Origin of the sequence: Pseudomonas sp. IT-232MI5, assembly GCF_949767845.1 — a bacterium.
Taxonomy (GTDB): domain Bacteria; phylum Pseudomonadota; class Gammaproteobacteria; order Pseudomonadales; family Pseudomonadaceae; genus Aquipseudomonas.
Window position 1 is genome coordinate 257,372 of the sequence record NZ_CATKQE010000022.1, and the last position, 13,540, is coordinate 270,911.

A 13,540-nucleotide genomic window follows, 5' to 3' on the forward strand; every position below is an offset into this window, starting at 1 on the left:
GCCATGGCAGGCACCGGCATGCGCGCACCGCTGTTCGAACGCCTCGCGTCCAGCGAGGCCGAGAGCACGCGCGAGTTCGATCGGCAGGACTTGCTCGACTCGGTGCACGCCGAGCTCGGGCGCCTGTTCAACACCCGCCGTGGTCCACTCACGCGGACCACGCCAGCGAGTGTGATCGACTACGGCATCGCCGACTGGAGCGCCTTGCAACAGCAACGCAGCGATGATCGGCGGCGGCTGGCGCGGGACATCCGCGAAGCGATCATGCATTTTGAACCGCGCCTGCTGCTGGGCGAAGTTCAGGTCAATCCCTTGCCCGAACACCCGCAGCGCATGAGCATTCGCTTGCTCGGCGAATTACGCAGCGGCCAGCAGCACTGGCCGGTAGCCTTTGTCATCGAGCCTGGCGGCGAAGGGCTGGAGGTGCGCCATGAGCGACTCGATTGACCCGCAACTGCTCGATTACTACCAACGCGAACTGACCTGGCTGCGGCATGCCGGCAGCCAATTTGCCGAACGATACCCGAAAGTCGCGCGGCGTCTGGAACTGTCCCCGGGCGAATGCCCCGATCCGCACGTCGAGCGTTTGCTGGAAGGTTTCGCCCTGCTCGCCGCCCGCCTGCAACGACGTCTGGATGACGACTACGCCGAGTTCAGCGATGCGCTGCTCGAGCAACTTTATCCTTTGGCGATGCGGCCGTTGCCGTCCTGCGCCATCGTGCAGTTCGAGCCAGACCCAGGCAAAGGCAAACTCGACGAGGGCTATCCCCTGCCCCGCGATACGCCATTATTCGTCACCACCAGCAAGGGCGAGAGCATTCACTTTCGCACCTCGGCCGCCGTTCGGTTATGGCCGATCGAAGTCACCGAAGCGCTGTTGCTGGGCAGCGATGAAGCCCAGGCGTTGACCGGTGTCGCGCAGTCGCGCTCGGCATTGCGTTTGAGTCTGCGCTGCCTGGGCGAGAGCCAGTGGGCTGATCTGGGCATTGAGCAATTGCGCATCCACCTGGCCGCTTCCCCGGTGGTCAATGCTTGCCTGTATGACCTGCTTGGCGCGCATGCGATGCAGGTATTGGCGGGATCGCCGGGCAGCGTTCCGACGGCGCTGAAAGGTTTGCCGAACATCGTCGGTTTCAGCGATGACGAAGCACTGTTGCCGGATGAAGACGGTGTCCATCCGGGCATGCGCTTGCTGGCCGAGTATTTTGCTTTCCCGGATAAATTCCACTTTTTCGATCTGCCCTTGAGCGGTGTTTCCAGCGACAGTCAGGCCCTCTATCTGTATATCGTTTTCGACCGTGTCCCTGCTAGCCGCCTGCACTTGCAGGCCAGTGATATCGCCTTGGGCTGCGCACCGGTAATCAACCTGTTCCCGCGGACTTCCGAGCCGCTGCGTCCCGACGGCACGCGCAGCGAGTATCGATTGATCGCCGACAGCCACCGCGAGAACAGTGTCGAAATCCACAGCATTCGCGGCATGCGCGCCAGTACTCGCACCGGTGTGCAGCGCCTGCCGGCGTATTACGGCAGCCAGCACAGCGGCGGCGACCAGCAGCGCTACTGGCATGCGCGACGGGTCAACGGCATGACGCCAAACCGGCTCGGCAGCGATTTATTGGTGAGCGTGGTCGACACCCGTTTTGAACCGCAAACCGATCTGCCTGATTACAGCCTTACCGCCGAGTTGCTCTGCACCAACCGTCATCTGGCGCAAACCCTGCCGGCCGGTACGCCGCTGGGTTTCGAGCGCCCCGGCCCGGTTGCCTGGGCCCGCCTGCGCAATCCGCCGAGTGCACAAAGTCAGCCGCGGCTGGACGGTGATTCGCGCTGGCGCCTGGTGTCGCAACTGACCCTCAATCATCTGTCGCTGGTTGAAGGCCCGCAGGCGCTGGATGCACTGAAAGAGATTCTGCATCTGCACAACCTGCGCGATGAGGCCAGCGCCTTGAGGCAGATCGAAGGCCTGCTGCACCTCAGCTGCGAACGGGTAATCGGCCATGTTGGCGCTGATGCCTGGCGCGGCTGGCGCAATGGTCTGGAAGTGCAGTTGCAGCTTGATCCGCAGCATTTTGTCGGCAGCAGCGCGGTGTTGTTTTCGGCGGTGCTGGCGCAGTTCTTTTCCCTGTACGCCACGGCCAACCGCTTTGTGCGCACCGTCCTGATGCAGTCCGACAAGGAGGTCAAGGCATGGCAACCCCAAGCCGGCATGCCCCTGTCGCTCTGACCCTGAGCCAGCGCCTGCGCCGTGAGCCGCAGGCCTTCGAATGGTTGCAGGCGTTGCTGTTGCTCGAACGCGAGCAGCCGCAGGCCGACCCACTCGGCAGCGGCACCTCGCCGCAGACCGAAGCGCTGAAACTGCGCGGACCACTGACGCCGGCGTTTGCCGCCAGCCAGATTGAAGCCCTGCACGAAGCGCCTGGCGAACCGCTGACACTCGACACACCGATATTCGGACTCGGCGGCCCGGATGGCCCTCTCCCCTACGCCTATCAGGATTGGCTGCAACAACGGGCGCGGGCCAAAGATCATGCACCGGCCGCGTTTCTCGATCTGTTCCAGCATCGCTTGCTCAGCCTGCTGTACAAAGTGATGCGCAAACACCGGGTGGCGCTAGGCTTTGTCACGCCGGGGGCGTCGCCGGTACAGGCGCAATTGCGCGCGCTGACCGGTTTGCTGCCCAAGGCGTTGCAGGAGCGCCAGGCTGCTCCCGACTGCGCCGTTCTTGCCTGTACGGCGTTGTTTGCCGATGGCCGTCGCTCACTGGCGGGATTTGCCGCGATCGTGCGCGAGCAGTTTGCCGTGCCGGTCGAGTTGAGCGCCTACGAAGGTGCCTGGCGGCAGATCCCGTCCGCCAGCCGCAGCGTAATCAAGCCCGGCGGACGCAATCTGCAACTGGGCCGCAGCGCCGTGGCCGGCACGCGGGTCTGGGATGAGCACGCCGGCATTCGCCTGACCCTCGGACCATTGCCGTCGACGCAAGCGGCGCGCTTTCTGCCGGATGGCGAAGCACACCCGGCACTGGCCAGTCTCGCGGCACTGTATTTCGGCCCGGATCTGGACATCAAACTGGTGCTGCGGGTACGCGGTGCCGGGCCGCTGAAACTCGCTCGCCAGACTCCGGCACTGTTGAGCTGGAACGGTGGGTTGCAGCGTCAGGCCAGCCTCGGCGTGCAAACCATCGAAACCCGACTGCGTCAGCTGGAGATTACCTGAACATGGAACTGGCCAGCCTGATCGGACGCCTCAACCCGGACAACCGTCGCGCCCTCGAACGCGCCGCGCAGCGCTGCTTGCAGCGCGGGCATCACTTTGTCGAGATCGAACACCTGTTGCTGGAACTGCTCGATATCGAGGGTGGCGACTTGGCTTTTCTGCTACCGCGTTTCGGCCTCGAACGTGATGCGCTGACGGCCGAGATCAACAAGGCGCTGGACCTGTTCAAGGCAGGCAGTACGCGCACACCGGCACTGTCGTCGCACACCCTCGGCTTGCTCGAAGATGCGGTGGTGCAGGCCAGTGTGTTGGGACTCGACAGCATTCGTTCCGGCTTGCTGTTGTTGGCGTTGGTTGATCGCGATGAGCGCCGCAGTCTGCTGCTCAACAGTGCCTCGTCGTTGCTGCGGATTCCCAAAGAAGCGCTGCGCGCGAACCTGCTGGAGTGGACGGAAAACTCTCGTGAACATGTCGGTCCGCGCACAGGTTCACCCGCCCATTCAGCACCGCGCCAAGACTCGCTACTCGATCAATACACTCAGGATCTGACGGCCGACGCTCATGCCGGGCGCATTGATCCGATCGTTGGCCGCGACGGCGAGATTCGCCAGTGCATCGATATCCTGCTGCGGCGCCGACAAAACAATCCGATTCTGGTGGGTGCACCGGGCGTGGGTAAAACCGCCGTGGTCGAAGGCCTGGCCCTGCGCATCGCCGCCGGTGATGTACCGCCATCGTTGCAAGAGGTCAGTCTGCGCGTGCTTGACCTCGGTCTGCTGCAGGCCGGTGCCGGGGTCAAAGGTGAATTCGAACAGCGTTTGAAAGGCGTGATCGACGCGGTGCGCAATGCTGACAAGCCAATCATTCTGTTTATCGACGAAGCCCACACCCTGATCGGTGCTGGCGGCGCCGAGGGCGGCAGCGATGCGGCCAACCTGCTGAAACCGGCGCTGGCGCGGGGCGAGCTGCGTACCCTCGCCGCCACGACATGGATGGAATACAAAAAATACTTCGAGAAAGACCCGGCCCTCGCCCGCCGCTTTCAACTGGTGCAGGTTGAAGAGCCGGACGAAATCACTGCCGTGGAAATGCTCCGTGGCGTGGCTGCCAAACTCGAACAGCATCACGGCGTGCAGGTGCTCGATGCGGCTATTCATGAAGCGGTGAAGCTCTCGCATCGTTACATTTCCGGCCGCCAGTTACCGGACAAAGCCATCAGTGTGCTCGACACGGCATGCGCCCGGGTCGCCCTCGGCCAGCACGACGTACCGCCGCCGCTGGAGAGCCTGCGTCATCGGCAAAACAGCCTCAAGGACGAAGTCGAGCGCCTGCGTCGCGAACAGGCCACAGGGCTGGATCACCGTGAGCGCATCACCCTGCTGGAAACTGAATCCAGCGTAAATGTGCAGGCCATCCGCGAACTGGAAACCCGCTGGGGCGAGGAACGCGTCGCGGTGCGCGAGCTGCTCGATACCCGTCGTGAGTTGCTGGCCTTGAGCGAGCGCGCCGACAGCGACAAACCCGATGAAGCCACCGACAGTCGCATTGATCATCTCGCGGCTGAATTACTGCGCCTTGAGGCCGGACTGGACGCCATCCGCCAGGACGATCCGCTGGTGCCCGAACAGGTCGACACTAAAACCGTCGCTGCGGTAATCGCCGGCTGGACCGGCATCCCCGTCGGCAAAATGCTCGCCGACGAAGCCCACGCCGTGCGCACCCTCGGCACGCGCATGGGGCAACGCGTGATGGGCCAAAGCACCGCGCTCAATACCATCGCCCAACGTTTGCAGGCCTACCGCGCCGGACTCACCGACCCACAAAAACCGGTGGGTGTGTTCCTCCTCGTCGGCCCTACCGGTGTCGGCAAAACCGAAACCGCTTATGCATTGGCCGATGCGTTGTATGGCGGCGAACGCAACCTGATCAGCATCAATCTTTCGGAATATCAGGAAGCCCACACCGTCAGCCAGCTCAAGGGCGCCCCACCCGGCTACGTCGGTTATGGCAGCGGCGGCGTGCTGACCGAGGCGGTGCGGCGCAAACCGTATTCGGTGGTGTTGCTGGATGAGATCGAAAAGGCGCACCCGGATGTGCTCGAGGCGTTTTACAACGTGTTCGATAAAGGCTTGATGGAGGACGGCACCGGGTTGGTGGTGGACTTCAAGAACACCGTGATGCTCGCCACCAGCAACGTCGGCGCTGAGCTGCTGCTCGACACACCCGTCGCGCAACTCGGTTCTGACGCCTTCAACGAAGCCCTGCATAAAGTCCTCCTGCAAGCCTTCCGCCCGGCATTTCTGGCGCGCATGACCGTGGTTGCGTATCGGCCGCTGGATGAGGCGACGCTGGAGGGGATTGTGTTGGCCAAGCTTGAGAAGTTGCGTGGCCGCTACAAGGCAGCGACCGGCAAACAATTCGAGTTTGATTCGGGAATTGTCAAAGCGGTGCTCGCCAAGTGCAGCGCGGCCGGTGCGCGGGATGTCGAGAATGTGTTGATGACGCAGGTGACGGGGAAGTTGGCAGAGTGGGTGTTGGAATAAATCAGGAAACGCTAAAAAAGGGAATCGTATGTTCACAAGAAGCCCATACATCGCCAAATCCTTGTTTCGACCGGGAACCATGGCGAGAAACTTTCACACCTCGCGCGATTTGATCGTAACGCAACAGGTCAATACCAATGACTGTACGCGGGCCTCTATCGCCACCATCCTCAATCATTTGGCAAAGCAAAAAATTGCTTCCATTTCTGGTGTAAACGATTTTTTGCTGGAGCGATGTGCAGAGTATCGCAGCCGTAACATCGATGGACTGCAACCAGCCCTTGAGACTAAGGCGGCCATCGATCTTTTTAAAAAACACGGCTTCTTTGCTCAACGAATGAATCTCGACAGCAGCATGTTGATTAATCGAGTCGAGTTGGAAAAGTTGATGTTTCCGTTGCAAAACGGGTTGATCCTTGCCAGCACTCAACCCCCTGGCAACCCCTCCACGCTAGGCCATTCCGTGGTCATCACTGACGTTTTCTACAATGATGTTGCCAAAGAACTCAACGTTGGCATTTTCGACCCCTACCCGATGCGTGACAGAGACTCCAATGGAAGAAGGACACTCAGCATCCACGATATTTTGGGTGTGGATCTGAATGCACTCATTTATGTGAGCTCAAATGAAACACGTAACTAGAAAGCTGCAGGGGATGTGATCAGTGCCTGAAACATTTTCTGGCGTGGATGGCGGTGTACGCAGACAACCAACTGGAGAAAAACAATGTCCATTCACGAGGTAAAGTTCGACGGAAAAGTCATAGCCCGAGTCAATGTCAGTGCGGCAGCGGCTAAGAAAACACTCGCTATTGTGGGAGAGCCCGTGGGCGACGCGAAAAGTCGTGAGTTCGTGGCGATTGCAAAGTTATTTGAAGCCAACAGACCGTCAAAAATGGACCTGAGTTGCATTGCCCCCACCGACGACAGCTATGACGTCGGGGTCTTGATCGCAGGCATTTTGTATCAGGCCGATATCAAAACCATCTATCCGAGTTATGAGTCCCGCCAGGGTTTCGGGACGCTTCTGGATAGTTTGATAGATGTAATGGATAAAAGCCTGGACAAGGAACACCGCCAGGGAAATATCTGCTTGTTCGACCTTTCCTATATTGAAGAGGGGCTCAGGCAATCAATGAGCAGCATCATTCACAACACATCACAAACGTCGATGACACTGGAATATGATTATTACGAGCAACAGAACCATTTCATACTCCCCACCAAATATGAATATCACTTCGGCAACTGGTACCACTGATACAAAAGGAGAACGTTATGGCTAACGTTGCAGGTATTCGCGAAACACTTGCGCTTTCGGACGTTGAAAGAGGGGTGATCGCTCGCATCCAAGCGGTCAATGACGATATTGCGGGTCATGTGGGCAACATTGATTTCAATAATCCGGGAGCTTCGGCTTCACTTGGCTTTCATGGCATACGCAGCGCTCACGGAATCGGCAGTTTCAATGTAAGTGTCCAGAACATTGGATTTTTAAGAACGCTGTACCCTAATAGAGGTTCAATCGGAAACCTCTATCAATCGAACACCATGAACAAGAAGAAAATCAAGCTTTGCTGGCTCTGTTACTCCGAGGCAGCGGCGACAGGGCACGCAAATAACCAAATTCCAACTCTCGTCGAGTTCAGCGGAACAGGAGGCGGAAGGTTATTACTTGAATATGCCAGAGACTTACTGTTTTACACGCCTGACCACTATACGACGTACTTTCTTGTCACTCTGGACAACCTTCCAGTCCGAACCATGGCCAACTGGTGATGCACAGACAGGCGTGAGCGTAAATGCACAACCTGACACGGCCATTGAGGATGTTCGATGCCACGATCCACTGACAGCAACACCTCGTTCTCCCTGACCGCCACTTCGCTGTCGGCGCTTTATCCTGAGTTTCTGTCCGGTGAAGAAGCGCTCAATGAACTCGGTTCGCAAATGCTCAGTGGCCTCAACGATGGCGCTTCGCTCACCCTGACCACTGCCGTCGCCACCCATGTCACCACTACCCTGCACAACAATGCGCAACTGCGCCCCTTCGACGCCTTGGTCGCCGAAATCCGCCAGTTGCCTGCCGATGCGACCGCCGAACGCTATCAGTTGGTTTTGAGACCGTGGCTATGGTGGCTGACGCTAGCCAGCAACAACCGCGTCTTCCAGAACCTCGCCACTTCAGACATCGTCACGACGATTTTCAAGGCTCACAGCTTCACCGATTTCAAACTCTCGCTGACTGGCAGTTACACCCCGCGCGAATATTGCGTGCAGTACGGAGAAACCGATTTCGCCTTCGTCTCGCGGCTACTGGAAGAGGAAGGCATCTTCTGGTTCTTCACCCACGATGCAGGCAAGCACACATTGGTGCTCGGCGACAGCAACGATGCCTTCGTACAGATACCCAACGGGCCGACGGTCAAGTACCTGGGCCAGGGATTGGGCGAGCGTGAACTGCATGGGATCTGCTCCGGGCGGGTGTGTCTGCAAGCGGTGGCCGGGGTCTATCGGGCGACGGATTACGAGTTCACCACGCCAACCACTTCGCTCTACGGCCAGGCCGAAGCCGTCGCCGGGCCGCGTTCGATCTACGAGCATCCGGGCGGCTACAACGCCAAGGCGCGCGGTGATGCGTTGACCAAGCAACGGGTCGATGGCTTGCGCAGCGAGGAGAAACGTTTTGTCGGCGAAAGCGACTGCCGTTGGTTGATTCCGGGGCACTGGTTCACTCTCGAAGGGCACGACGATGCCAGTCTGAACATCGATTGGGTGGTGACGCGGGTCACCCATGACGTCAGCCATGAAAGCTATCGCAACCGCTTCGAAGCGATCCCCAAAGCCACGCCGTTTCGTCCGCAACGCACCACTCCGAAACCGCGCATGCATCCGCAGACAGCCATTGTCGTGGGCAAGTCCGGTGAGGAAATCTGGACCGACGAGTACGGCCGGATCAAGTTGCAGTTCCCGTGGGATCGCGACGGCAAGAATGATGAAAGCAGTTCCTGTTGGGTGCGCGTGGTGTTGCCGTGGAGTGGCAAGGGCTTCGGCATGCAGTTCATCCCGCGCATCGGCCAGGAAGTCATCGTGACGTTTATCGATGGCGATCCGGATCGGCCACTGGTAACCGGTTGCGTCTATAACGGCGACAACGCCCTGCCCTACGCGTTGCCGGCCAATCAGACGCAATCGGGGATCAAAACCCAATCGTCCAAGGGCGGTGGCGGTTTCAACGAGTTGCGCTTCGAGGACAAGAAGGACGCTGAGGAGGTGTTCTTGCAGGCGCAGAAGGATTTCAACATCAACGTACTCAATGACACCACTGCCACCGTCGGCCACGACGAAACCCTCACCGTGCAGAACGCGCGCACCCGCACAGTGAAGGACGGCGACGAGACGGTGACGCTGGAAAAAGGCAAACGCAGCGTCACGATTCAGACCGGCAGCGACAGCCTCGATGTAAAGGACAGCCGCACGGTGAAGGTCGGCGCTGATCAGAACCACAGCACCGGCGGCAACTACACCGACAAGGTCAGCGGTGATTACAGCCTGACCGTGGATGGCAACCTGACGATTAAAGTCAGCGGCACCCTGACCCTGCAAAGTGGCGGCAGCTTCACGATCAAGAGCGGCGCCGATCTGGCGACCTCGGCCAGCACCTCGATCACGCACAAGGCCGGCACTGCCTTGACCAATCAGGCCGGTACTTCACTGGACAACAAGGCCGGGACGACGTTGACCAACGACGCCGGGATCAGTCTGACCAACAAGGGCGCAGCCTCACAGACCGTGGACGGCGGTGGCATGCTGACCATCAAGGGCGGTCTGGTGCAGGTCAACTGACAAGGAGAAACCATGGCGATCACACCGCTGGATCTGCAGCAGGATGACAAGCAGCTCAAGGGGCGCCTGCAGGACGGTCAGCTTGATGGCCCGCTGAACATCAAGGATGACGGGCGCAAACAGGCGGATCTGAATTACAACCAGGGCGAATTGCACGGCACCTCACTGCTGTATCACACCAACGGTAAGGTCTCTGCACAGATGCCGTTTGTACGCGGCAAGTTGCAGGGCGTTGCCAGTTTTTATGCGCCCGAGGGTTTTCTGCAACGTAAAGCGACGTATCGCCGCGGCTTGTTGCATGGCGAGGCGTTCAATTACTTTGCCGACGGACAAGTGGCGGAGGCTGAGTTTTATCGCGATGGTGTGCGTGAGGGGCGCTATCAGCGCTTTCACCCCAATGGCAAACCGGCGGTGGAGGCGCGCTATGTGAATGGCCAGTTGCTGGAGCCGGAACAAGGATTTGCCGAGGATGGACGGCCGTTAGGCGCGGATGGCAAGCCGATTTCGCGGGTGCGCTGGTGGTATCGGCAATGGGCGGATCCGCAGCAGACCTGAAAACCCGGAAGAGCCCCTCACCCTAGCCCTCTCCCAGAGGGAGAGGGGACCGACCGAGCTGTCTTGCTTCATACATCGACCTGTAAGACCGAGTCGATTATGGATTCACAGCTAGACTTTCACGTCGGCGGAGCTAATCAATCCCCCCCAATCGGCTCCCTCTCCCCCTGGGAGAGGGCTGGGGTGAGGGGTTTGGATTTCACGCCAAGTAAAAAACTCAGGGAATAAGCATCTGCATCTGCCCCGGCACCACAATCTTGATCACCCCCGCCCAGTTGCACATCAACGTTGAGTTGGCATCGATCGCCGGCATCCCGCCCAGCAACAACGTCGGCGCCCCGCCGGGAATCCACGGTGTGGCCGTCGCCGGAATACACGGCATCGGCGTCAACACCCCCAGGGCGGCGGCAGTTGCAGCGGCGACCATCGGATTGGCCATGCTCATGCACACCCCGAACGGCAGGATATTCACCAGCGGGATGTGATCCATGATGTTCGCCGCCGGCATCCCGCCGGTCAGCGTGCGATTCACCGGCAACACATTGAGCATCGACGGCGCGGCGCCGAAGCTGCATTGCAAAGTGGCCGTGGCACAGACTTGCGGACAGCCCATTTCAAAGCTCCTTTTTGCCCATGGCATACCCGCTAAACCTTAGTCTGCTGCGGCCCGTCGCGCACATTCTCAAAGGTGATTATCCGGCAACACGCTAACCTATAAGACCGACCTGCGCTTGTGACTGCCCGAGCGCACCATTAGATTAGCCAATGATGTCTGGCCTCCAAAATAAGCAGAAGGGATAAGCATGGCGCTTACTGACCAGTCCACCCGTATCCGCTCTGGCGAAGAACTCGATGCCAGCCTGATTGATCCGTACCTTAAGGCGCACATTCCGGGCCTGAGCGGCTTGCCTGCGATCAGCCAGTTCCCCGGCGGTGCCTCGAACCTGACCTACCTGCTGGAATACCCGGAACAGGAATTCGTCCTGCGCCGCCCGCCGTTTGGCCACAAAGCCAAGTCTGCCCACGACATGGGCCGCGAATTCCGCATCCTCAATCAATTGCGCGACGGTTTTCCGTATTGCCCGAAAGCCTACGTGCACTGCACCGACGAATCGGTGATCGGCGCCGAGTTCTATGTGATGGAACGGGTCAACGGCATCATCCTGCGCTCGGAGCTGCCGCCGGAACTGGGCCTCGACTCAGCGAAAACCGAAGCCTTGTGCAAAAGCTTCATCGACCGCTTCGTCGAACTGCACCGCGTCGACTACAACGCCTGTGGCCTCGGTGATCTGGGCAAGCCGGAGGGCTACGTTGCACGCCAAATCAAAGGCTGGAGCGAACGCTACGAAAAGGCCCTGACGCCCGACGCGCCACACTGGGAAAAGGTCAAAGCCTGGCTCAACGACAAGATGCCGGCTGACCACCCAACCTCAAGCATCGTCCACAACGACTATCGCTTCGACAACGTCATTCTCGACCCGCAAAATCCGATGCAGATCATCGGTGTGCTGGATTGGGAACTGACTACCCTCGGCGACCCGCTGATGGACCTGGGCAACACCCTCGCCTATTGGATTCAGGCGGACGACCCGGCGCCGGTGCAACTGATGCGCCGTCAGCCGAGCCACGCACCGGGCATGCTCACCCGCCGCGAGTTCGTCGATTACTACGCCGAACGTTCGGGCATCCAGATCGACAATTTCGACTTCTACTACACCTACGGCCTGTTTCGCCTGGCCGGCATCGTGCAGCAGATCTACTACCGCTTCTACCACGGCCAGACCCAGGACAAACGCTTCGCGCAGTTCATTCACATGAACAAACTGCTGGAGCAGATGAGCTTGCAGGTCATTGCGAAATCGAGCCTCTGACGGCCCACACCCAGGAACCCTTATGTCCAATACTCAGTTGTTCGACCTCGACGGCAAGATCGCTTTCGTCTCCGGCGCCAGCCGCGGCATCGGTGAAGCCATCGCCAAACTGCTCGCCCAGCAAGGCGCCCACGTGATTGTCTCGAGCCGCAAACTGGACGGCTGCCAACACGTGGCCGATGCGATCATCGCTGCTGGCGGCAAAGCCACCGCTGTGGCCTGCCACATCGGTGAAATGGAGCAGATTGCCCAAGTGTTTGCCGGGATCAAGGAACAGTTCGGCCGCCTCGATATTCTGGTCAACAATGCCGCGACCAACCCGCAGTTCTGCAACGTGCTGGACACTGACTTGGGCGCGTTCCAGAAGACTGTCGATGTGAACATTCGTGGCTACTTCTTCATGTCCGTGGAAGCCGGCAAACTGATGCGCGAAAACGGTGGCGGCAGCATCATCAACGTCGCGTCGATCAACGGCATTTCGCCGGGGATCTTCCAGGGCATCTACTCGGTGACCAAGGCGGCGGTGATCAACATGACCAAAGTCTTTGCCAAGGAATGCGCGCAGTTCGGCATCCGCTGCAACGCCCTGCTGCCGGGCCTGACCGACACCAAGTTCGCCTCGGCACTGGTGAAAAACGATGCGATCCTCAAGCAGGCACTGACGCAGATTCCGCTCAAGCGCGTGGCGGATCCGAGTGAAATGGCCGGTGCGGTGTTGTACCTGGCCAGCGATGCGTCGAGCTACACCACCGGAGTAGCGCTGAATGTGGACGGTGGTTTCCTGTCCTGATCCCGGGTAAATGATTAACCCCCTGTAGGAGTGAGCCTGCTCGCGATAGCGGTGTGTCAGATACATAAATGTTGACTGACACACCGCTATCGCGAGCAGGCTCACTCCTGCAAGGGTTGTGCATCAGGCAATGACTTTCGGCAATTGCCAGCCGTAATGCACCGACAGCAAACGCAGAGCCAGACACACCGCCCCCGCCAGCAACGCCGCCGCGACCGGTGAAACGCCCAGCCTGCACGCAACGGCAACCAGCGCCACCCCCGCCGCCGAGGCCGACGATAAACGCAATCACCATCACCCCAAACAAGTCGGGCTGACTGTGCATCGCCGCAATGGCGCCTTCCACGGCAACCACCGCCGTACCGGCCAGGACGGCGACCAGCACAACCCGCTCAACCCGAGACTTGCGCCCCGCCGGCGCTACTGCGTGACACAACGGGTAGTGGTGATGTGTCGAGTAACCTGCCCGTCGGCGTACACGTCACCGGCGACTTCAGTATTTTCGAGCACCTGGCAAGTACGTTCCGGTGGCGGAGGTGGCGCAACCGGTGGAGGGGGTGGAGGACTGGCACAACCCGCCAGCAAAACGGCAAAAAAAGTCAACGGCAACACGCGTTTCCCAAGATTGTTCATAGGACGACCCGCGATGAATGGAAGAGCAACTTCCGCGACCCAACCGACCACGGAAGACCTGACCACTCATTCTTTATAGCCGAGCGCCC

The 13,540-nt window shown here is 59.6% G+C and carries 13 protein-coding genes; 11 read left to right on the forward strand and 2 right to left on the reverse strand.

The genetic code is table 11. The features are described 5' to 3' along the window. Positions 1-3: 3 nt before the first annotated feature. The 9 genes from tssE to ACM6JQ_RS14575 all read left to right on the forward strand — a co-directional run bounded on the left by tssE (position 4) and on the right by ACM6JQ_RS14575 (position 10,157). Positions 4-447, forward strand: coding sequence for a type VI secretion system baseplate subunit TssE (gene tssE, locus ACM6JQ_RS14535; protein ID WP_042704864.1), 444 nt, complete (start codon positions 4-6; stop codon positions 445-447). Further along, positions 431-2,224 (forward strand): type VI secretion system baseplate subunit TssF, encoded by a 1,794-nt coding sequence (gene tssF, locus ACM6JQ_RS14540; protein ID WP_095111560.1) that lies wholly within the window; start codon positions 431-433, stop codon positions 2,222-2,224. The genes tssE and tssF overlap by 17 nt, the downstream gene beginning before the upstream one ends. Next, on the forward strand, positions 2,188-3,213 hold the full coding sequence (gene tssG / locus ACM6JQ_RS14545; RefSeq protein WP_007911053.1) for a type VI secretion system baseplate subunit TssG: 1,026 nt from the start codon (positions 2,188-2,190) through the stop codon (positions 3,211-3,213). The genes tssF and tssG overlap by 37 nt, the downstream gene beginning before the upstream one ends. Positions 3,214-3,215: 2 nt before the next feature. Beyond that, the gene (gene tssH / locus ACM6JQ_RS14550) at positions 3,216-5,756 is read left to right on the forward strand and encodes a type VI secretion system ATPase TssH (protein ID WP_414894059.1); all 2,541 of its coding nucleotides are present in this window, start codon (positions 3,216-3,218) and stop codon (positions 5,754-5,756) included. A 28-nt stretch (positions 5,757-5,784) separates the two neighbouring features. Further along, positions 5,785-6,399 carry a hypothetical protein gene (locus ACM6JQ_RS14555; protein WP_414894060.1) on the forward strand — a complete coding sequence of 205 codons (615 nt, stop codon included), beginning with the start codon at positions 5,785-5,787 and terminating at the stop codon, positions 6,397-6,399. Positions 6,400-6,483: 84 nt separating this feature from the next. After that, entirely contained in the window at positions 6,484-7,017 is a 534-nt protein-coding gene (locus ACM6JQ_RS14560) for a hypothetical protein (protein WP_414894061.1), read from the forward strand. Between the two features lie 17 nt (positions 7,018-7,034). Then, positions 7,035-7,535 carry a hypothetical protein gene (locus tag ACM6JQ_RS14565; RefSeq protein WP_414894062.1) on the forward strand — a complete coding sequence of 167 codons (501 nt, stop codon included), beginning with the start codon at positions 7,035-7,037 and terminating at the stop codon, positions 7,533-7,535. Between the two features lie 57 nt (positions 7,536-7,592). Beyond that, positions 7,593-9,602 (forward strand): type VI secretion system tip protein TssI/VgrG, encoded by a 2,010-nt coding sequence (gene tssI, locus ACM6JQ_RS14570; RefSeq protein ID WP_414894063.1) that lies wholly within the window; start codon positions 7,593-7,595, stop codon positions 9,600-9,602. A 12-nt stretch (positions 9,603-9,614) separates the two neighbouring features. Continuing rightward, complete coding sequence (locus ACM6JQ_RS14575) at positions 9,615-10,157, forward strand: toxin-antitoxin system YwqK family antitoxin (RefSeq protein ID WP_007911071.1); 543 nt, start codon at positions 9,615-9,617, stop codon at positions 10,155-10,157. A gap of 217 nt (positions 10,158-10,374) precedes the next feature. On the opposite strand, the gene ACM6JQ_RS14580 is transcribed toward ACM6JQ_RS14575, so the two are convergent. Continuing rightward, positions 10,375-10,770: a DUF4280 domain-containing protein gene (locus ACM6JQ_RS14580; RefSeq protein ID WP_007911072.1), complete on the reverse strand. Its 396-nt coding sequence runs from the start codon at positions 10,768-10,770 to the stop codon at positions 10,375-10,377. A gap of 190 nt (positions 10,771-10,960) precedes the next feature. Between ACM6JQ_RS14580 and ACM6JQ_RS14585 the strand changes: the two genes are divergently transcribed. After that, positions 10,961-12,028 carry a phosphotransferase family protein gene (locus tag ACM6JQ_RS14585; RefSeq protein ID WP_007911073.1) on the forward strand — a complete coding sequence of 356 codons (1,068 nt, stop codon included), beginning with the start codon at positions 10,961-10,963 and terminating at the stop codon, positions 12,026-12,028. Between the two features lie 22 nt (positions 12,029-12,050). Next, positions 12,051-12,818, forward strand: a complete 768-nt coding sequence (locus ACM6JQ_RS14590) for an SDR family oxidoreductase (protein ID WP_414894064.1) — start codon at positions 12,051-12,053, stop codon at positions 12,816-12,818. A gap of 123 nt (positions 12,819-12,941) precedes the next feature. On the opposite strand, the gene ACM6JQ_RS14595 is transcribed toward ACM6JQ_RS14590, so the two are convergent. Beyond that, positions 12,942-13,106, reverse strand: coding sequence for a hypothetical protein (locus tag ACM6JQ_RS14595; RefSeq protein WP_414894169.1), 165 nt, complete (start codon positions 13,104-13,106; stop codon positions 12,942-12,944). Positions 13,107-13,540 lie beyond the last annotated feature (434 nt).

Excerpts from the sequence above, each read along its gene's own strand:
- ACM6JQ_RS14580 (WP_007911072.1), bottom strand. The coding sequence starts at position 10,770 with ATGGGCTGTCCGCAAGTCTGTGCCACGGCCACTTTGCAATGCAGCTTC.
- ACM6JQ_RS14585 (WP_007911073.1), top strand. The coding sequence starts at position 10,961 with ATGGCGCTTACTGACCAGTCCACCCGTATCCGCTCTGGCGAAGAACTC.
- ACM6JQ_RS14560 (WP_414894061.1), top strand. The coding sequence starts at position 6,484 with ATGTCCATTCACGAGGTAAAGTTCGACGGAAAAGTCATAGCCCGAGTC.
- ACM6JQ_RS14555 (WP_414894060.1), top strand. The coding sequence starts at position 5,785 with ATGTTCACAAGAAGCCCATACATCGCCAAATCCTTGTTTCGACCGGGA.
- tssH (WP_414894059.1), top strand. The coding sequence starts at position 3,216 with ATGGAACTGGCCAGCCTGATCGGACGCCTCAACCCGGACAACCGTCGC.
- ACM6JQ_RS14565 (WP_414894062.1), top strand. The coding sequence starts at position 7,035 with ATGGCTAACGTTGCAGGTATTCGCGAAACACTTGCGCTTTCGGACGTT.
- ACM6JQ_RS14590 (WP_414894064.1), top strand. The coding sequence starts at position 12,051 with ATGTCCAATACTCAGTTGTTCGACCTCGACGGCAAGATCGCTTTCGTC.
- tssE (WP_042704864.1), top strand. The coding sequence starts at position 4 with ATGGCAGGCACCGGCATGCGCGCACCGCTGTTCGAACGCCTCGCGTCC.
- tssG (WP_007911053.1), top strand. The coding sequence starts at position 2,188 with ATGGCAACCCCAAGCCGGCATGCCCCTGTCGCTCTGACCCTGAGCCAG.
- tssF (WP_095111560.1), top strand. The coding sequence starts at position 431 with ATGAGCGACTCGATTGACCCGCAACTGCTCGATTACTACCAACGCGAA.
- tssI (WP_414894063.1), top strand. The coding sequence starts at position 7,593 with ATGCCACGATCCACTGACAGCAACACCTCGTTCTCCCTGACCGCCACT.
- ACM6JQ_RS14575 (WP_007911071.1), top strand. The coding sequence starts at position 9,615 with ATGGCGATCACACCGCTGGATCTGCAGCAGGATGACAAGCAGCTCAAG.